The sequence below is a fragment of the Staphylococcus sp. 191 genome, from assembly GCF_011174885.1.
GTDB classification, from domain to species: domain Bacteria; phylum Bacillota; class Bacilli; order Staphylococcales; family Staphylococcaceae; genus Staphylococcus; species Staphylococcus coagulans.
This window is the reverse complement of sequence record NZ_PNRJ01000017.1, coordinates 31,013-51,185: the sequence shown is the minus strand read 5'-3', so window position 1 is coordinate 51,185 and position 20,173 is coordinate 31,013. Positions and strand designations below refer to the sequence as shown.

The following is a 20,173-nucleotide window of genomic DNA, read 5'->3' as shown; positions in this document are numbered from 1 at the left end:
CACTTACAATTATAGAGATATTTGTGCTTTTTTAATATCAAAAATTAAAATAACGGTCAGTGAATATTTCACCAACCGTTAAAAATATATAACCATAATTTTTAACGTTATTTTACAGTTTCAACGCTGCATAAACGCTATTAGATTTTTAATCTTCTTGTTTAGCAATGAAATTAGTTAATGTACCGATATTATCGATTGTAACTTTCACTTCATCACCTGGTTGTAAAAATTTCGGTGGATTCATCCCCGCACCAACACCTGAAGGCGTACCTGTCGCAATGATATCTCCAGGGTGAAGCGCTACATATTTAGAAATCTCTTCAATTAATTCATCAATTTTAAGAATCATTTGAGAAGTGTTGCCATCTTGACGAATCTCGTTATTGACTTTCGTAACGATGTTCACATTCTCAGGTGTAGGCATCTCATCTTTTGTAACAATATAAGGACCCATTGGGCAGCCACCTGTTAAACTTTTTGACAAGAAGGCTTGATCATGTGCTTTTTGCGCTGTACGATCTGTAATATCATTAATAATTGTATAGCCATAAACATAATCTAAAGCTAAACCTTTAGGGATTTTTTCACCTGATTTACCGATAACGACACCTAACTCACCTTCATAATCTAATGCATCAGTAATATCTTTATGATGAGGGATCGTACTTTCATCACCAGTTAATGAAGAAGCTGCTTTCGTAAATACATATAAACGATCGACTTCATGATCTAACTCTTCTGCATGTGCTTTATAATTACGACCAAATGCGATCACATTATTAGTCGGTGTGACTGGAGGTAAAAATTCAATATCTTCAAACTGTACTTTATATTCTTCACCTTTACCACTATCTTCTGCAGCAACAACTGCTTTACGCACTTGTTCTTGAAAGTCTAATGTTTGGTTTTGTTGTAAACCTTCAAGTAGTGTTTTTGGGTGAAAGTCACCTTCCGCAAAATCAGCGAATACTTTCTTTAAATCCCATGCTGCTTCTTCTCTTTTTACTTTCACTCCGTATGAAGTTTCATCTTTATGTTTGAATGATAAGAATTTCATTCATCATCAGCTCCTAACGTATATCTTAGTGATATTATAACGAAAAATTTAGACAAATCACAAATTTTTAAAGGTTAATCAAGTTAAATCTTTAATTCACCATATTGAAAGAAATACAGAGAGCCCGACACTGGACTTTTTAATAATGTCTCTAATGCACGTTGATAATAAGTCATCTGTACACGATACTTATTTTTTAAACTCTCTCCGAATGCTTCGTCTGACATCCCTTTTCTCTTCATTAATGCATCTGTTTTATAATCAACAAAATAGTATTGTCCGCTTTCTTTAAAAACAAGGTCAATCATACCTTGAATGATTGAAGGCTCCTCTTGATTTGCTTTTGATTCAACACGTGCTTGATTCACAACGAATGGAATTTCAGTATAAACTTCATCACTCTCTGCAATACGGCGATACAGCTTACTATTAATAAAGGTTTGAATATCATTTGTTTTGACCAAACGTCGCGATTCATGGTCGATAATGGATTGCTCAACAAGGCTGTCAAGATAATGATTTAAATCCACTTCTGACAAACCTTCTTTTTTAAACGGAAGGTGTTGCATAACTGTATGCATCAAAGTCCCAAATTCTGCTGCCGTTTGTTTTTCCTCTTGTAAAAACTGAGGACGCTCATAAGTTGCAACACCCAATCGGTATTGTCTAACCCTTTCATAATTCGTATCTGCCTGTTCAGTTTCTAATTGTCGTTTTAATTCTGAAACCGACTGCTTCGATGCTTTTAATATCGCTTCTTGATAAGGATAAGAAAATAAAAGTTGTTGCTCTATTTGCAGTTGTATTGCTTCATTAGATGGTTCTTGGGCTAGTTTTGTTTCTAATGCTTCTAACGAATGATCAAATTGTTGAGCTGATTCCGCATCAACAGGAAGTATTTCCTCTGCTAAAATGTGTTGCTGTATCACTTTAGGTTCAATAGAAGCATCTAAAGTTTCATTGTCAGACTCAAATCTTTGATGTTTTAGTAAAGCCTTATTTTGATATTTACTCAACACACTGTAGATGAGAGAAAATGGATTTTTCGCATTAAAACGATCAATAGCGGTTAATTTACCATTTGTAATCGGAGAAGTCGCCAACTGTTGCAAATGCTTTTCTTGCTTGGCTGTTCCAATTAAAAACAATTGCTCTTTAGCACGTGTTAACGCGACATAGATTAACCGCATTTCTTCCGAGATTAGCTCTTTTTTATTGATTAAATCAATGCTCATAGATATCAAAGATGGATAAAAAAGTCCTTTAGACTCATCATAATATTGCAAACCTAACCCTTCATGTTGATTCAATACAACAGGTTTACCTAAATCATTCGTATTAAATTCTCGTGTCAAACCAGAATAAATTACAAATGGGAATTCGAGCCCTTTACTGCTATGGATTGTCATCATGCGCACGACATTGTCGTTTGGGCCGATGACATTTTCTTCCCCGAAGTCTTTACCTCGCTCAATCATTTGATCAATGAAGCGAATAAATTGGAACAAACCTCGAAAGCTTGAATTTTCGAATTCTACCGCTTTATTAAACAAGCCATGTAAATTGGCACGTCTTCCTTTGCCACCAATCAAACCACTGAAATACTGAATGATGTAATGGTCATTGTATAATTTATCAATCAATTGATAAACTGGGTGACTCAAACTAAATGATTGATACGCTTCTAAATCACTTAAAAAACGCTCTAATTTACCTACAAGCATAGGTTCTGCATCTTCGTATTGTAAATACTGTTGAATGGACTGATAAAAGTAGTCTTCTTTCGGTGCCACGACTCTAATTTTCGCAAGCTCATCCTCTGTGAACTGGTATATGACCGAACGCATTAAACCGACTAAATAAATATCTTGCAAAGGATTATCGATTGTTCTCAAGAAGGATAACATCAGTCGAATTTCAGTTTGTTCAAAATATCCTTGCTTACTATTAACAAATAAAGGTATATCTTTATCTTTAAACACTTGCTGAATATTACGTGCATTGCTATAACTTCTTTCTAATATCACAATGTCTTTATACTGCGCAGGTCGATATGAACCTGTTTTCATGTCATAAACTTTTTTAGTTTTAAGTATTGCTTCAACTTGTTCAGCAATCCCATACGCTTCTTGTTCGCTCGCGGTGTGTTCAATATTTTCATCTACCATAAAAATATTGAACTGTACTGGCATATCGACTTCATCATATGGTGCACCGTAATACAATTTAGCAGCTGTATCGTATTCTATCTCTCCTACTTCCGTGTCCATCATATGTTCAAAAAGATAATTTGTCGTTGCTAAGACTTCTGAACGTGAGCGGAAGTTTTGAGATAAATCGATACGCCAACCACTTGATTGATCCTGCTGATTGAATCTTTGATACTTTTCGATAAAAAGACTTGGATCGGCCTGTCTAAATTTATAAATGGATTGTTTTACATCACCGACCATAAACAAATTACCATTTGATTCATTGCCACGCTTAATACTCGCAATAATTTTTTCTTGGACACGGTTGGTATCTTGATATTCATCCACCAAGATTTCATCAAAACGTTGTCGATAAATTTCAGTGATTTCAGATGGCGTGCCATCTTCATTAAGCAAAATTTCTAAAGCATAATGTTCATAATCAGAGAAATCCAAAATATTACGCGCCTTTTTCGCCTCACGAAAAGCATGAATCACATCTTGTGTCAGTACAGATAAATATTTAACACGCGGTGCTAAATCCTTCAATTCTTTTAATAATGTGTCATCTTCACGGCCTACAAATAAAGTTTGGACTTGGCTCAAATAGTCTTTAAATTGATCATAGTTACTTTTAAAAATATCATACGCTTCATTTAAAGATTCATCTTCTCGAACTGCTTTAGGCTTAGTTGGCATACGCCCGAACTGATATTCAAAAATCAACTTCTTATTTAGCTGATCATCTAAACGTATTTGACGAATAAATTGGCGATGCTGATCAATAAAATCAGTGTGTTTTGGGTAATCACCAATCATTTCAAGTTGTTGGTAGGCTTCTTCAATTGCATTTTGAGCCGCTTCTAAATAAAGCAAGATATACTTATTTAAAATATCTAAATAATGTTGTTGTAAATGCGCTTCAAGATATGGCCGTTCCAGACGGTCTAACCAATCCATTGGATCTGGATTCGCAATACTAAAATAATAGAGATTTTTAACCATTTGTCTTAATGCAGCGTCATCTCGATCTGTCGAAATATGTTCTGCTAATGTGACAAATGTAGGGTCCAACCGCGTATAATGCGTTTCGAAAACTTGATCAATCACTTCCTCTAGTAGCAAAACGTTTTCTACTTCACTGGCTGTTCGAAAATTTGGGTCAATTTCCAATTCATCATAATGTTGTTGAATCAGTTTCAAGCAAAAACTGTGTAACGTTGAAATTTGAGCTTGATGTATTTTAGCACGTTGATTCTTCAAATGCTGATTGGTCGGATCCTCTATCGCAGCTTGCTGAATGCGTGCTTCTACACGTTGTTTCATCTCTCGCGCACTAAGATTCGTAAACGTAACAACAAGGAGGCGATCCACATCAATATGATCCCGTAAAATCCTTTGAATAATACGTTCTACCAGTACCGCGGTTTTACCGGAACCCGCTGCAGCAGCAACGAGTACATCTTGACCTTTAGCATAGATACTTTCCCACTGTGCATCTGTCCATTGCACATCATTTGGCTTTTTAGGAATCATGATTCATCCTCCTCTGCTGCTAGTATTTCAAGGGGGTCAATTTTTTCATCGACACGTCGGTATTTAGGGCTATCAATCATACTATCCACATGGCAGACAGATTGATACTGACAAAAAGAACATGGTAGTTTCTTTTGATATTGCATAGGTGCGACTTCATTATGACCATCCATAATGCGACTCGCAATATCTATAAAATTACGTTTATTATGATGAATCAATTTATAAATGGTGTCCTCATCCGTAACTCGGCTCGTCGCATATAATTGACCATCCTTTTTCATACCTAAAGGTACAATATCTGATTTGAAACTGTTCGTCAGTCTTTTATCATAGGCAGCAATTACATCTGCATCTTGATTTAATAACCCTTGGAGTTGATAAGATTTTAAGAATTCAGCTTCTATTTGATCATCATTTACATTATTCCAGGCACGTTTTTCATCTTTGAATTTGTGCACAAACATATATAAAAAGCCACCCGGTTTTACTTCATCTATTAAGCCTAAGCGCTCTTTATTTTGAAGTGCAATATCCATATAAGTCATCATTTGCATTTGTAAGCCATAATATACTTTTACCAAGTCCAAAGAAGCAGCTGTTTTTGATGATTTATAGTCAATAATATTGATAAAGCTTTTATTATTTTTATGAAAAGTATCAATACGATCAATCTGACCTCTGATATAAATAGGTACACCTTGTTTTGTTTTCAACGTCTCAGCTTGAAGTTCATTGCTATTTTTTGGCGTTTTACGAAATGACTTTTCAAATGCAATCGGTCTGAATTGAGAATGCTCGGTCTGATGTTTCATAGCCATCAAGGTCGCTTGTATGATTGTGCCAATGCGTTGCGATAAATAACGATAGTACGACGTTGAATTCAATAAATTAAATTGCACTAATGGAAGCAATTCATCTAAAGCTTCTTGTGTTAAACGTGCAATCTGACTTTGCGTCAACTGATTGAAATGGCCTTCTACCTTTTCTGCAATATATCGCAAAACATCATGAAAAATCGTACCTAAATCAAAACTTTGCAATTGATATTTTGATCGCTCATTTAGCCTTAATCCATGTGAAGCATAATGCTTGAAAGGACAACTTTGATAACCTTCAAAACGCGAAACACTAGCATGGATAGATTGACCATACAATTGTGAAGTTAATTGTGCATCTAGTTGAACCGTATCGTTATTGTAGCTTAACGCTGTTTTTAAATGACTAAGTCCTTCATTTAATTGTTCATAATTTGACATCACATGGTAAACCGTAAACCATATATCTGACACGAGACCATCATCCAACCACGTTTTCAGCGCTTCAAATAAATGAACTTTTGTCTGATGCGGGTGTTCAACTAAAGTTAACGCTTCTCTCTCATGAACTTTTGATAATGGTGTTGTTTCTAAATGAGGAAACATCGCAAAGATATCACTTAAAAATGGGCTTTTTTCTCGGTCTCCTCCACCTGTATCCATCAAACTATAAGAAAAAGTGACTTGCTCACATGCACGCGTCATTGCATGGTAGCATACAAATGCTTCGTCCATTTGCAAGATATCTGCTGTAGGGCTCAACTGAATCCCAGCATATAATTCGAAATCTTTTTTCTCTTCATCAGAAATTAAACTGGTCCCATTGATGGGTTGAGGCATAATACCATCGTTCATCCCAATTAAATAAACATGCTTTTTATTATCCACTTTAGCAAGGTCCATTGAACCAATAGTCACTTGGTCAATCGTCTGTGGAATCATAGAAAATTCAAGTTCATTCAGCCCAACGTCTAAAACTTCTAAAAATCGATTCAAAGTCATCTCACGTGTATCAAAGACTGTCACAATATCATCAAGAACACGAATAAAGCCGTTCCAAATTTGATCAATTTCTTCTGCAGATTCATGTTTATCTTGCTGATCTAACCTATCACGTTGCGTCATGAGTTGGTTAGGTACTTCAAAGTCTTCTAAGGTTTCATAAAAATAAGTCGCAAATTCTCTCGCATTTTTCCCTTGTGATAACTTTTCTTGAAACTTCAAAAGTTTATTAAAGACATTGTTTTTTAAATCGATTACACGTTGAAACGTTTCAGCTTCTTCATGTGTCATTTTGTCATGTCTACGAAGCCCCATTTTACGAAATTGCTCTAGCTCAAAATATTTTGGATCAATCCAACGTTTGCCATAAATGCCTCTTTCAATCGCAAAATTTTCTAGAATATCAATTAAATATCGACTACGCGGAATGGATTCAGTCAGAATATTCGTTTTTAACAAGCGCATTAACGGCTCAAACTGCCACTCTGTTTGAATGACTTCTGCTAATGCACGTAACATTTCCATAATAGGATGGTGCGTCATTGATTTTTTCACATCGATATTAAAAGGTATATCGAATTGAGGCAATATCGATTCCATCAAATAAACGTAAGACGGATCACGATACAGTATCGCTATATCTTTATAGCGATACTGTTTTTCTCTTACATCTCTTATGATTGTACGCGCAATGTCATTCACCTCATCGCGCGTCGTTGCTGCTTCTCGTATTTCGACGCTGCCATCTGCGAATGGATGTTCTAACGGTTGAAGCGCATCAAATTGTGATTCGAGTGTTTTTAACATGTCCGTTTTAAATCGCATCGGCTGATTGAAAAATTGGCGTTGTAGGGGTTGATGTGTGTCCTGCGCAATTTCTTCTAAATGTTGCAGTGATTCAGAGGGTTTACGGAACATACTAAACCTGTCTTCATCACCATTCGTCGTCAGTAAAACTGTAACAGCGCGTGTATGTCGAACAAGTGCTTTAATCACTTGATATTCTTGTGTGGAAAAGTTGTGAAATCCATCGATATATATTTCCGCTTCTTTTAGCCAATTTGAATTCGGAATGAGATCAACAAATCGTGTCATTAAAGCTTCACTCGAAATATATTCCGATGACATCCGCGCTTTCAGTTGATTAAAAATAAGACCGATGTCGTGAAGTTTATCACGCGTACGTGGCTCCAATTGTTGGTCTTGAGCCATTTCCATAACAATTTCTGGCGTGACTGCATATTTTTCGAAATCTTGAATTTGCTCTCGTACTTTCGTACTAAAACCTAAGTATTTAACTTGAGAACGGTATAATTTCAGTTGTTGTTGATACGCTTGCAAAATATCATAAATCATCATTTCTATGGCAATAGAAGATAATTTTTTCTCATGTACACCCCCCAATTCTTGAAATACACGATGACTCAATCTCTCAAAATGCAACACTTCTGTTCGGATACTTCCCATAAGTTCAGTATCGCTGACTAATGACTGCTCATATAAATAGGTCCCTTGCATAGGTGCAATGATGATAATAGGGTGCCCTAATGGTTGCTCTTTCATTTTCTGTTTGATTTCATTTAACATTTCAGTACTTTTCCCTGTACCTGCACGTCCGATGAATGTTCTAAACATCGAATCCCCCCTCTTATCCGTGTCTGACTAATTACACGTTCAAACATTCATTTTTACTTCTGTAAAATAGGTTCGAACTAATCGTTCACTTGTACGCTTTAAAATCTCAAGGCCTAGACCTTGATCGTTGAGTATACGACTCATTATAGCATTATCTTCTACTCCATCTCTATTAAATCCAACGCGCAAAATAGTTTGTCCTTTTAACATTGTCTCAAATTTTGAATAAGCGAATATAGGTCATTTTCTCAATTCTTTCAACTGTGCTGGCTATGATTCAATAAAAAAAGCAGAATGACTTTTGCCATCCTACTTTTTAAATAATTTATGCTTTATCCATTTTGTGTGTCTGTGTGATCGGGATTAAAGTTAATTTTAAATTCACTAAATGGCCAAAATCTAATGGCAACTTTCCCTACAATTTGATCTTCATCAATTAAACCAAACGCACGGCTATCTTTGCTGACTTCGCGGTTATCACCCAGAACTAAATATTTCCCTTTAGGTATCTCTTTTTGACCATCACTACCTGGTAAGTCTTTAGAATCAAATGATCCTGTAATTTGGTCATATGTTTTATGTTTTAAATTATAGTCTAAATAGGGCTCTTTTACTTTTTTACCATTTAAATAAAGTTGATCATCTTTATATACGACATGATCTCCTGGCTTACCAATAATTCTTTTGACATAATCACTTTTCTCGTCAGCATGGAAAACAATAACATTGCCGTCTTCTAAATGACCGAATGTTTTACCAATTTTATTAACGATAACACGTTCGCCATCTTTTAATGTAGGGTCCATGGAGTCCCCTTTAACATTATATGGTTTAATGACAAATGCATATAATAAACCTACAATCAATAAAGCTAAACCTATAGAAATCAACCATTCAACTGTTTCTTTTTTCAAAGTTTACACCTCTTGTTTCAAATTAATCGTAATATTATCAAAAGGATAATAACGCATAAATACTTTCCCTTCAATGTCGGACTTGTTAATCAACCCTATCTTTCTAGAGTCATTTTGTTGACCGCGGTCATCATTAAGAATCAAGTAAGTATAGGGAGGAATAATATCACTTTCCGCATGCGGTAGTGACCTTAAAGACCACGATGCTTGATAATGATGACGAAGATAAGGCTCAGCAATGGGCGTATTATCCAGTTGTAATTGGCCGTTGTGATACACAACAGATTGTCCAGGTTTACCAATCACTCTACCTATATGATATTGATTTTTATTTTTATAGACAACGATATCAGCATGCTTGATATCATTAAATCTCGTAGCAATTTTGTTAACAATCAGTCGATCATTAGGATGAAGTGTGGGTTGCATAGCATGCGTTTTAACTTGATAAGGAATTGCGACAAATAATATTAACAACGCTAAAATACCCCATGCCAGTAGACCAGCAAAAACAGTTCTAATTAGAAACTTCAATTTCGCACATCCTATCGTACATCATTCACTGCAACAAAGTTTATCTTATCATAAAAAAGCATATTTACGTACATTTTTACATACGCAAAATAGTTTTACAATGATATCTTTAAAATCGAACACTGTCATCCTACTCAAGTCTGAAGTCATCTCTTTAAAATCGATACACCTTCATTATTGACCCAAAAATTTAGGGACGAGTGCGAAATCTAAATTACCATTAGATTTCAACATCCCATCCCCATTGAAAGCAGATTACGAACGAATCAAAAATGAATTATCACCATATGCGTTGTTCATCCGCTCAAAGTCTATTTCTTCATATGCTTGATTTACCGACTTTACTTCGGCAACAAAGCATTTTTATTTATAAACGTGCTTCTAAATCTTTTTTCTTATCTTCGTAACCAGGTTTACCTAAAAGTGCAAACATATTTTGTTTGTATGCTTCCACACCTGGTTGGTTAAATGGATTTACACCCAATTGATAGCCGCTCATCGCAACCGCTAATTCAAAGAAGTAAACCACATAGCCATAAGTTTCTGCGTCTAATTTTGGTAAAGTAACAACCAAGTTAGGAACGCCACCATCAGTATGTGCAAGAAGTGTACCTTCGAATGCTTTTGTATTAACTTCATCCACTGTTTTACCAGCAAGATAATTCAAGCCATCTAAGTCTTCTGCATCTTCTTCAATTGTAATATTGTGTTCTGGTGTTTGAACTTTTAATACCGTTTCAAATAAGAAACGACGTCCTTCTTGAACATATTGTCCTAAAGAATGTAGGTCTGTTGTAAAGTTTGCGCTTGAAGGATAAATACCTTTCAAGTCTTTACCTTCAGATTCACCAAATAGTTGTTTCCACCATTCATTAAAGTATTGCAATGAAGGCTCATAGTTAATCAACATTTCAGTTGTATAACCTTTTGCATATAAAATATTTCGTATTGAAGCGTATTGATATGCAATATTTGATGACAAGTCATCAGAAGATAACTCTTCACGTGCTTTCGCTGCGCCGCCCATCATTGCATCAATATCAATGCCTGCTACAGCAATTGGTAATAAACCTACTGCTGTTAAAACAGAGAAACGACCGCCAACATCATCAGGTACTACAAATGACTCGTATCCTTCATTTGTAGCTAATTGTTTTAACGCACCTTTTTCTTTATCAGTTGTCGCAAAAATACGTTTAACTGCTTCTTCTTTTCCATATTTTTCTTCTAATAAATTTTTGAAGATACGGAAAGCAACAGCTGGTTCAGTTGTTGTACCAGATTTAGAAATGACATTCACTGAGAAATCTTTATCTGCTAAATAATCGATTAACGATTGAATATATGATGAAGAAAGATGGTTACCTGCAAAGATAATTTCTGGGTATGATGTGTCTTTTCTAAATGCTGGTGTCAACATTTCGATGGCTGAACGTGCACCTAAATAAGAACCCCCGATACCAATTACTACAAGGACATCAGAATGTGATTGTACTTGTTTAGCTGCTTCTTTAATACGTGAAAATTCTTCTTTATCGTAATTAACAGGCAAGTCAACCCAACCTAAAAAATCACTTCCCGCACCCGTACCTTCATGAATTGTACGGTGAATTAACTTAACAGCATCTTGTTGTTGCTCTAACTCATGTTGATCAAAAAACTTTAAAGCTTTTTGGTAATCTAATTGGATATGTGTCATGCATTTTACCTCCTATATTTACTAAACTCGGTTTTATTTTACTAAGTTATGTGAACAAATTCAATTGTGTTACAACTGGGACAACAAAAGTCAAAAAATACTAAATGTATATTTATTTAGATATTTGCATATTAAATCATTTGTGTTATAGTGGTTTTAACAAATATTAAATTCAACACAGAGGTGAACGTTTATGAAGAAGAAAGTTGTTTTAGCATATTCAGGGGGATTAGATACGAGTGTCGCGGTTCAATGGCTTATTGAGCAAGGCTATGAAGTCGTCGCATGCTGTTTAGATGTCGGCGAAGGCAAAGACTTAGACCTTGTATATCAAAAAGCTTTAGACATGGGAGCGACTGAATCACATATCATCGAAGCAACAAAAGAATTTGCAGAAGAATATGTAAGTTATGCGATTAAAGGAAATTTAATGTATGAACAAACGTACCCACTTGTATCTGCATTGTCTCGTCCTCTTATTTCAAAAAAATTAGTTGAAATCGCACACGCAACTGATGCGAGTGCAATCGCACATGGTTGTACAGGTAAAGGAAACGATCAAGTTCGTTTTGAAGTTGCTATTAAAGCTTTAGATCCTACTTTAAAAGTGATAGCACCTGTCCGCGAGTGGGGATGGAGCCGTGAAGAAGAAATTGATTATGCTAAAAAACATCAAATTCCAGTACCAATTGGAAAAGAATCACCTTACTCTATTGATCAAAATTTATGGGGACGTAGTAATGAATGTGGTGTTTTAGAGGACCCTTACGTTGCGCCTCCTAAAGATGCATATGATTTAACAAAAGAGCTCGAAGATACGCCAGACACACCTGAAGAAATATTGATTACTTTCAAAGAAGGGCTTCCAACTCATGTTAACGGCAAAAGTTATGTTCTTGATGATTTAATCTTGCATTTAAATGATTTAGCTGGAAAGCACGGTATTGGAAGAATTGACCATATTGAAAACCGTCTTGTAGGCATTAAATCTCGTGAAGTATATGAAACGCCTGGCGCGACAGTTATTCTTAATGCACATAAAAGTTTAGAAACCATTACTTTAACTAAAGATGTTGCACACTTTAAACCTATTATTGAAAAGCAACTTGCTGAACAAGTGTATAATGGGCTGTGGTTCTCACCTTTAACTGACGCACTTAAATCATTTATCGACCATACACAAAAATATGTTACTGGTGAGGTACGTGTGAAATTATACAAAGGTCATGCGATTGTGAATGGTAGAAAATCTGAATACACATTATATAATGAAAAACTTGCAACTTATACAAAAGAAGATGCATTCAACCAAGCTTCAGCTGAAGGGTTTATTGAACTTTACGGATTACCTACTCAAGTTAACGCAATGCTTCACGGGGGGTATGCGCATGAGTGAAAAAGCCTGGGGCGGTAGATTTGAAGAAAAACCAGAAGCATGGGTCGATGCGTTTAATGCATCCATTCACTTCGATCAAACGTTAATTGATGAAGACATCCAAGGAAGTATTGCACATGCAACAATGCTTGCTCATCAAAAAATTATTACAACAGAAGAAAGCCAGGAAATTGTGCGTGCATTAAAGTCGATTCAGCTAGACTTTCATAATGGAAAAATAGAATTTCAAGAGTCATTAGAAGATATTCATTTAAATATAGAACATGAATTAATTCAACGTATCGGTGCTACAGGTGGTAAACTACATACAGGTCGTAGTAGAAATGATCAAGTTGCAACCGATATGCACTTGTATACTAAAAAAGAAGTACAAATCATCATCGACATGATTCACTCATTTCAACAGACGATTTTGGAACTAGCTGAAAAGCATGTTGATACCATCATGCCCGGTTATACACATTTACAACGTGCACAACCTATTTCTTTCGCACATCATATCATGACATATTTTTGGATGCTTGAAAGAGACCAATCACGCTTTCAAGATGCACTTAAACGCATTGATATTTCACCTTTAGGCGCTGCTGCATTAAGTGGTACAACTTATCCGATTGATCGTCATGAAACACAAGAACTGCTGAACTTTAAATCTCTGTATGAAAATAGCATCGATGCGGTGAGTGACCGAGACTATATTGTCGAGACTTTGCATCACATTAACTTAACTATGGTCCATTTATCACGTTTAGCTGAAGAAATCATTTTCTGGTCTTCTGAAGAAGCTCAATTTATTACTTTATCTGATGCTTTTTCTACTGGGTCATCCATTATGCCACAAAAGAAAAATCCAGATATGGCTGAATTGATTCGCGGTAAAGTTGGACGTACAATGGGTCACCTTGTAAGTATGTTGGTAACATTAAAAGGCTTGCCTCTTGCTTATAATAAAGACATGCAAGAAGATAAAGAAGGTTTATTTGATGCAATGCTTACATTAAAAGGGTCGTTACGTATTTTTGAAGGTATGCTATCGACTATGACAGTGAATGAGGAGCGCTTAAATACCACTGTAAAACAAGACTTCTCAAATGCCACTGAATTAGCTGACTATCTCGTTGTCAAAGGTATCCCTTTCAGAGATGCGCATGCGATTGTTGGAAAAATTGTATTGTGGTGTATTCAAAATAAGATGTATTTATTAGATGTACCACTCGATATTTATCAATCGCACCACGAAAGCATTGAATCTGATATTTATCAATACTTACAGCCAGATGAAGCGGTAAAAAGAAGAACAAGCTATGGCTCTACAGGCCAAGAAGCTGTTAAGCATCAACTCAAAGTTGCTCATCAGTGTTTAACTCAAAAGCAATAAAAATATGCCAATGAGGTCTCATCTATTGCGATCTCATTGGTTTTTTATGTAACAAACGTAACGTCAACATTTCAGTTTTCTAAAAAAGCTATGTAACCTATTCTTAATTTATATAAGCTCTTCCAATTTTGTTTGAGACGGTGCAAGAACGTCTAAGACAAAGTATAAAAAGATAAATTTTACACTTTTTCATTTTATAATGATGATATTAATTATTTTTAAATTTTTTAAATTTTCAATTAAAAGTATTGTGTTTTCTTCCCCACTCCTTTAACTTGGAATTATACACATAGCGTAAGGAGGGTATTTATGAAAAAAATAACGACGTATGTCGTCACTACTACTTTAATGTCAGCAATGCTTTTAGGATTAGCTTCCTATACTACTGAAGCAAGCACATCACCACAAGAGACGCCTCATCAAGCGAAAGCAACCCCTTTGTCTCCATCATTACATAATGTTTTAAACAAACCTCATGTCAATATCGGCCATCGTGGTGCGAGTGGCTATGCACCTGAACATACCTTTGCGTCTTATGATAAAAGCATCAAAGAAATGGGCGCTGATTACCTTGAGATTGACCTACAAATGACAAAAGACGGTCATCTTGTTGCGATGCATGATGAAACGGTCAATAGAACAACCAACGGTAAAGGACACGTTAATCAGTATACACTTAAAGCGCTAAAAAAATTAGATGCAGGCAGTTGGTTTAATAAAGCACATCCTAAATTACAAAACCCGCAATATGTCGGCCAAAAGGTGCCTACTTTAGATGAAATATTTAAACGGTATGGTCACCATGCCAATTACTATATCGAAACAAAGTCACCTAACGTTTATCCTGGTATGGAAGAAAAACTTCTAAAAAAATTGCATGAATATGGTCTAGACCATCAATGCCAATTACGTAATGGAAAAGTTGTTATACAGTCTTTTTCATCAGACAGTTTAAAAAAAATACATCGCCTCAATCCAAATGTCCCGCTGATTCAACTATTGAATAGAGGACAACTGAAACATCATTATCAACGACATGTACACACATGGCGGAGTTATTCAGTAGGTCTTGGTCCTGATTATAGAGATTTAAATCCTCAAAATACAAAAGCTTTACGTCAAAAAGGTTTTTACATCCATCCATACACTGTCAATGATCGTCAAACGATGCAACGCTTAAATCATTACGGTGTGACAGGACTCTTTACGAACTATCCAGATGTCTATCGTGCTGTGAATCAATCGACTAGCGTGAAACAAGTTAAGCCTTCGTCATAAGTTAGGCCTTTCATCACTCAAAAAATAGCTAAGTCAGATTCTCTAACAAAAGCTGTCGTCATCGTTATAGACTTTATACTTATTTTTTAAAAACGAGAAACCGAAAAAACCCCTGAACATTTAGAGATTGGCGGCTCTATGTTCAGGGTTTTTTTCAAACTTTATTGACGTCAAATACAACACAATGAATGCTGCATGATTATTTACTTTTTTGAAATTGAAAATATCATGCTTAATACGAATTTCAGTCCAGTTTTAAATCATGAATTGGTGCGCCTAGTCTTATGCCCAACCACGGTAACGTGCAGCTTCAGCGGTACGTTTAATTCCTACAATATAGGCTGCCAAACGCATATCAATTTTACGATTTTGAGATAAGTTATAAATCGTATCGAATGCATTCACTAATTTTTCACGTAATTTTTCGTTAACTTCTTCTTCAGTCCAGTAGTAACCTGTATTGTTTTGTACCCACTCAAAATAAGAAACCGTCACGCCACCAGCACTCGCTAATACATCAGGTACAAGTAATACACCACGATCTGTCAATATTTTAGTTGCAGATGGTGTTGTTGGACCATTTGCCGCTTCTACAACGATTTCAGCTTTAATATCAGCCGCGTTATCAGATGTGATTTGATTTGCAATTGCTGCAGGCACTAAAATATCACAATCTAATTCAAACAACTCTTTATTAGAAATTGTATCTTCAAACAAGTTTGTCACCGTACCAAAGCTATCACGACGGTCTAATAAATAATCAATGTCCAAACCTTCTGGATCGTGTAATGCACCATACGCATCAGAAATACCTACAATTTTAGCACCTTGATCATACAAGAATTTCGCTAAAAAGCTACCTGCATTACCAAAACCTTGAATGACAATACGTGAATCTTTGATTGTTTTACCACGACGTTTTGCAGCCTCTTCAATCGCGATAACAACACCTAATGCTGTTGAACGATCTCGACCTTGAGATCCCCCTAAAACAATAGGTTTCCCAGTGATAAATCCTGGAGAGTTAAAGGCATCCATTTGACTGTATTCGTCCATCATCCACGCCATGATTTGTGAATTTGTAAATACATCTGGCGCTGGAATATCTTTTGTCGGTCCAACAATTTGTGAAATCGCACGAACATAGCCACGTGATAGTCGTTCTACCTCATGAATACTCATTTGACGTGGGTCGCAGACAATACCACCTTTACCCCCACCATATGGTAAATCTACAATGCCACATTTCAATGTCATCCACATTGATAATGCCTTTACTTCCTCTTCATCTACATCAGGATGAAAGCGTACGCCCCCTTTAGTAGGTCCTACAGCATCGTTATGTTGTGCGCGATAACCCGTAAAAGTTTTTACTGTACCGTCATCCATTTTTACTGGAATACGGACAGTTAAAAAACGTAAAGGTTCTTTAATTAATTCGTACATGCCATCATCAAAACCCAGTTTGTGCATTGCTTCTTTTATGATACCTTGCGTTGACGTCACTAAATTATTTTTTTCAGCCATGATCCATTTCGCCTCTTTTTCCTACTATAATGTTTTCGTTTACATGAGTATTGTAACACAAGCAATTTTATTTTAAAGTTCTTTTCACTCTACATGTTTAGGAGTCACTTTATCCCTCAGAAAACACTTTTTTCACTTTTTCAATGGCATAGTCCAATTCTTCCTTTGTAATTACTAATGGCGGTGCAAATCGAATCACTGTATCATGCGTTTCCTTACATAACAGCCCTTCTTCTTTAAGTCTTTCACAATACGGACGTGCATTTTCATGCAGTTCTATACCTATAAACAAACCACGTCCTCGCACCTCTTTAATCGCTGGATGATTGATTTCAAGTAATGCCTTTTTAAAGTATTCTCCCAATTCTAGTGAACGACCTGGTAAGTCTTCATCAATAATTACATCTAGCGCAGCAATTGAAGCCGCACAAGCTAAAGGATTGCCTCCAAAAGTAGAACCGTGTGAGCCTGGTGTAAAGACATCCAGTACTTCGCTATCAGCTAATACAACCGAAATTGGTAAAACACCGCCTCCTAATGCTTTACCTAAAATATAAATATCTGGTTTAACATTGTCCCAGTCTGTCGCAAACAATTTACCAGTTCGCCCTAAACCTGCTTGAATTTCATCAGCAATAAAAAGAACGTTATGCTCATCACATAAGGCTCTCACTTCTTTTAAATAGCCTTCAGGTGGAATATTAATACCCGCTTCCCCTTGAATAGGTTCAATTAATACAGCTGCCGTATTTTCATTGATCGCGGCTTTTAATTGTGCAATATTTCCAAATTCAACATTTTGGAAACCTTCTAAAAGCGGGCCATACCCGCGCTGATATTCTTTTTCTGATGATAAAGAAACTGGCGCCATTGTTCTACCATGGAAATTCCCTTCCATCGCAATAATCTCCGCTTCATTTGGCTTAATCCCTTTGACTTCATAAGCCCAACGTCGTGCAGCTTTTAATGCGGTTTCAACTGCTTCTGCACCGGTATTCATAGGTAATGCCTTTTCTTTACCTGATAATTGGCATATTTTTTCATACCATTCTCCTAAATTATCACTGTGAAATGCGCGTGACACAAGTGTAACTTTATCGGCTTGTTCTTTTACTGCTTGAATAATTTTAGGATGTCTATGTCCTTGATTCACTGCTGAATATGCGGCTAGCATGTCCATATAGCGATGACCTTCAGGATCTTTAACCCAAACCCCTTCAGCTTCTGAGATCACGATAGGTAAAGGAAGATAGTTGTGTGCACCATAATGATTTGTTTTTTCGATAATTTTTTCAGATTTTGTATTCATGCCGTCTCCCCCTTTTCTGCAATTCTGAAATTTTTCATATGAAAGTATAGGGTAAATCGATAAATGTCATTCATGGCCTTTTCATATCTAAGGTTTGAACGTCTTTCTTAATGATTTACCCTACAGTTGATATGAACCTCTTTAGATTTCATACCATTGTTATTTAATTAAATGTTAGAGATGTTCTGAAACTGAACGACCTTGCATGTGTAAGACTAAATAATCTGGTCCGCCTGCTTTAGAATCTGTTCCTGACATTTTAAAGCCGCCAAACGGTTGATAGCCAACAACCGCACCTGTACAACCACGGTTAAAGTACAAGTTACCAACCATGAAGTCACGTCGTGCTTGCTCTAGTTTCATACGGTTATTTGAAATGACACCACCTGTTAAGCCATATTCTGTATCATTGGCAACTTGAATAGCCTCATCAAAATCTTTTACTTTTGTAAAACCAACGACAGGTCCAAAAATTTCTTCTTGCATGATACGTGAATTAGGATCTAAATCAGCAATAATCGTTGGATAAACAAAATTACCTTTTTCTTCATCTGTATTACCGCCTGTTACGATACGTCCTTCTTCTTTACCAATTTCGATATATTTTTTAATTTTATCTAATGATTTTTGATCGATAACAGGTCCAACATAAGTGTCTGGTTCTGCAGCATTACCTACTTTAATCTTTTCTGCTGCTTCTTTAACACGTTCTAATAGCTCATCGTAAATATCTTGATGTGCAATGACACGAGAACATGCTGAACATTTTTGACCTGAGAAGCCAAACGCAGAATAAACAATAGCATCTGTCGCAATTTGTAAGTCGGCTTCGTTATCAACTACAATGGCGTCTTTACCACCCATTTCAGCAATTACACGTTTAATATGATTTTGTCCTTCTTGTATCACAGCTGCTTTTTGAATAATTTCTTTACCTACATTTTTAGAACCTGTGAATGAAATCAAGCCCACATCTTTATTTTCAATCAAGAAATCTCCAATCTCACTTGATGAACCAGGAATCCAGTTAACTACCCCTTTTGGTAAACCTGCTTCTTCAAGAACTTCCATAAATTTATAGGAGATAATAGGTGTATTGGATGAAGGCTTCAGCAATACGGTATTTCCTGTTACAATTGGCGCTGAAGTTGTCCCCGCCATAATAGCATATGCAAAATTCCATGGCGAAATCACGACACTGACACCCACTGGTAAATAATCAAATTGATTGTATTCACCTGGACGACTATGAACATGCTTGCCATCTTTTAATTCAAGCATTTGTCGACCATAGTATTCCATGAAGTCAATCGCTTCTGCTGTATCTGCATCCGCTTCTTTCCAAGGCTTACCGCCCTCTTTAGAAAGTAATGCAGAAAATTCGTGTTTACGTTTACGTGTAATCTCTGCAGCTCTGAATAAAATATTTGCACGCACTTTAGGGTCTACAGTTCTCCAAGTTTTGAACGCTTCTTTTGCTGCTTCTAATGCTTTTTCTGCATGCGCTTGTGAAGCTTTAGACACGTAACCGATTGTTTCTTCGCGATTAGAAGGGTTGTAAACACGTGTTTTTTCTTCTGTAAAAACACGTTCTCCTCCAATGATTAATGGATACTCTTTACCAAGTTCACTTTCCACCTTTTCTAATGCTCGAAAATATGCCTCACGATTTTCTTCTTTAGTGAAATCTGTAAATGGTTCATGTTGATATGGAATCATTCAAAAATCCTCCTTTGTTTATTTTAGAAAGCCCTTACATATATCATGACATATGAAGTATCTGTTTGTAAAAGAAAATCTTTAACCAAACCATTCATAAAAAAACGATCACTTAATCTCACTTTAAAAACACACCTTTCAATGAACAGAGAGATGTTTTCAAGTAAATGTTAAGC

General features: G+C 36.0%; 12 protein-coding genes. 3 read left to right on the top strand and 9 right to left on the bottom strand.

All coding sequences use genetic code 11. The features are described 5' to 3' along the window. Positions 1-148: 148 nt before the first annotated feature. The 6 genes from C1H58_RS10425 to C1H58_RS10400 form a co-directional block, all read right to left on the bottom strand. Complete coding sequence (locus tag C1H58_RS10425; protein WP_050331466.1) at positions 149-1,060, bottom strand: fumarylacetoacetate hydrolase family protein; 912 nt, start codon at positions 1,058-1,060, stop codon at positions 149-151. Between the two features lie 83 nt (positions 1,061-1,143). Continuing rightward, entirely contained in the window at positions 1,144-4,788 is a 3,645-nt protein-coding gene (gene addA, locus C1H58_RS10420) for a helicase-exonuclease AddAB subunit AddA (protein ID WP_165546124.1), read from the bottom strand. Beyond that, positions 4,785-8,243, bottom strand: coding sequence for a helicase-exonuclease AddAB subunit AddB (gene addB, locus C1H58_RS10415; RefSeq protein ID WP_165546123.1), 3,459 nt, complete (start codon positions 8,241-8,243; stop codon positions 4,785-4,787). The genes addA and addB overlap by 4 nt, the downstream gene beginning before the upstream one ends. 332 nt (positions 8,244-8,575) lie before the next feature. Next, positions 8,576-9,157 carry a signal peptidase I gene (gene lepB / locus C1H58_RS10410; RefSeq protein WP_050331469.1) on the bottom strand — a complete coding sequence of 194 codons (582 nt, stop codon included), beginning with the start codon at positions 9,155-9,157 and terminating at the stop codon, positions 8,576-8,578. Between the two features lie 3 nt (positions 9,158-9,160). Continuing rightward, positions 9,161-9,691, bottom strand: coding sequence for a signal peptidase I (gene lepB / locus C1H58_RS10405; RefSeq protein ID WP_165546122.1), 531 nt, complete (start codon positions 9,689-9,691; stop codon positions 9,161-9,163). Between the two features lie 367 nt (positions 9,692-10,058). Then, positions 10,059-11,390, bottom strand: coding sequence for a glucose-6-phosphate isomerase (locus C1H58_RS10400; protein WP_165546121.1), 1,332 nt, complete (start codon positions 11,388-11,390; stop codon positions 10,059-10,061). Positions 11,391-11,583: 193 nt separating this feature from the next. Here C1H58_RS10400 and C1H58_RS10395 point away from each other — a divergent pair, with 193 nt between their 5' ends. The 3 genes from C1H58_RS10395 to C1H58_RS10385 all read left to right on the top strand — a co-directional run bounded on the left by C1H58_RS10395 (position 11,584) and on the right by C1H58_RS10385 (position 15,442). Then, positions 11,584-12,786, top strand: a complete 1,203-nt coding sequence (locus C1H58_RS10395; RefSeq protein ID WP_165546120.1) for an argininosuccinate synthase — start codon at positions 11,584-11,586, stop codon at positions 12,784-12,786. Next, positions 12,779-14,164 (top strand): argininosuccinate lyase, encoded by a 1,386-nt coding sequence (gene argH, locus C1H58_RS10390; protein WP_165546119.1) that lies wholly within the window; start codon positions 12,779-12,781, stop codon positions 14,162-14,164. Before C1H58_RS10395 ends, argH begins: the two co-directional genes overlap by 8 nt. A gap of 309 nt (positions 14,165-14,473) precedes the next feature. Next, a complete protein-coding gene (locus C1H58_RS10385) occupies positions 14,474-15,442 on the top strand; it encodes a glycerophosphodiester phosphodiesterase (protein WP_165546118.1) in 969 nt (322 codons plus the stop codon). Between the two features lie 282 nt (positions 15,443-15,724). Here C1H58_RS10385 and C1H58_RS10380 read toward each other — a convergent pair whose 3' ends face one another. From C1H58_RS10380 to pruA, 3 genes are all read right to left on the bottom strand, one after another. Then, positions 15,725-16,969 carry a Glu/Leu/Phe/Val family dehydrogenase gene (locus C1H58_RS10380; protein WP_016424622.1) on the bottom strand — a complete coding sequence of 415 codons (1,245 nt, stop codon included), beginning with the start codon at positions 16,967-16,969 and terminating at the stop codon, positions 15,725-15,727. Positions 16,970-17,078: 109 nt separating this feature from the next. Continuing rightward, positions 17,079-18,278, bottom strand: a complete 1,200-nt coding sequence (locus tag C1H58_RS10375) for an ornithine--oxo-acid transaminase (RefSeq protein WP_050331474.1) — start codon at positions 18,276-18,278, stop codon at positions 17,079-17,081. A gap of 174 nt (positions 18,279-18,452) precedes the next feature. Continuing rightward, entirely contained in the window at positions 18,453-19,997 is a 1,545-nt protein-coding gene (gene pruA / locus C1H58_RS10370) for an L-glutamate gamma-semialdehyde dehydrogenase (RefSeq protein WP_016424620.1), read from the bottom strand. Positions 19,998-20,173: the final 176 nt, after the last annotated feature.

What these genes read in the sequence shown, in the direction of transcription:
- C1H58_RS10400 (WP_165546121.1), bottom strand. Translation starts at nt 11,390, where the DNA reads ATGACACATATCCAATTAGATTACCAAAAAGCTTTAAAGTTTTTTGAT.
- C1H58_RS10385 (WP_165546118.1), top strand. Translation starts at nt 14,474, where the DNA reads ATGAAAAAAATAACGACGTATGTCGTCACTACTACTTTAATGTCAGCA.
- argH (WP_165546119.1), top strand. Translation starts at nt 12,779, where the DNA reads ATGAGTGAAAAAGCCTGGGGCGGTAGATTTGAAGAAAAACCAGAAGCA.
- addB (WP_165546123.1), bottom strand. Translation starts at nt 8,243, where the DNA reads ATGTTTAGAACATTCATCGGACGTGCAGGTACAGGGAAAAGTACTGAA.
- C1H58_RS10395 (WP_165546120.1), top strand. Translation starts at nt 11,584, where the DNA reads ATGAAGAAGAAAGTTGTTTTAGCATATTCAGGGGGATTAGATACGAGT.
- addA (WP_165546124.1), bottom strand. Translation starts at nt 4,788, where the DNA reads ATGATTCCTAAAAAGCCAAATGATGTGCAATGGACAGATGCACAGTGG.
- C1H58_RS10425 (WP_050331466.1), bottom strand. Translation starts at nt 1,060, where the DNA reads ATGAAATTCTTATCATTCAAACATAAAGATGAAACTTCATACGGAGTG.
- C1H58_RS10380 (WP_016424622.1), bottom strand. Translation starts at nt 16,969, where the DNA reads ATGGCTGAAAAAAATAATTTAGTGACGTCAACGCAAGGTATCATAAAA.
- C1H58_RS10375 (WP_050331474.1), bottom strand. Translation starts at nt 18,278, where the DNA reads ATGAATACAAAATCTGAAAAAATTATCGAAAAAACAAATCATTATGGT.
- pruA (WP_016424620.1), bottom strand. Translation starts at nt 19,997, where the DNA reads ATGATTCCATATCAACATGAACCATTTACAGATTTCACTAAAGAAGAA.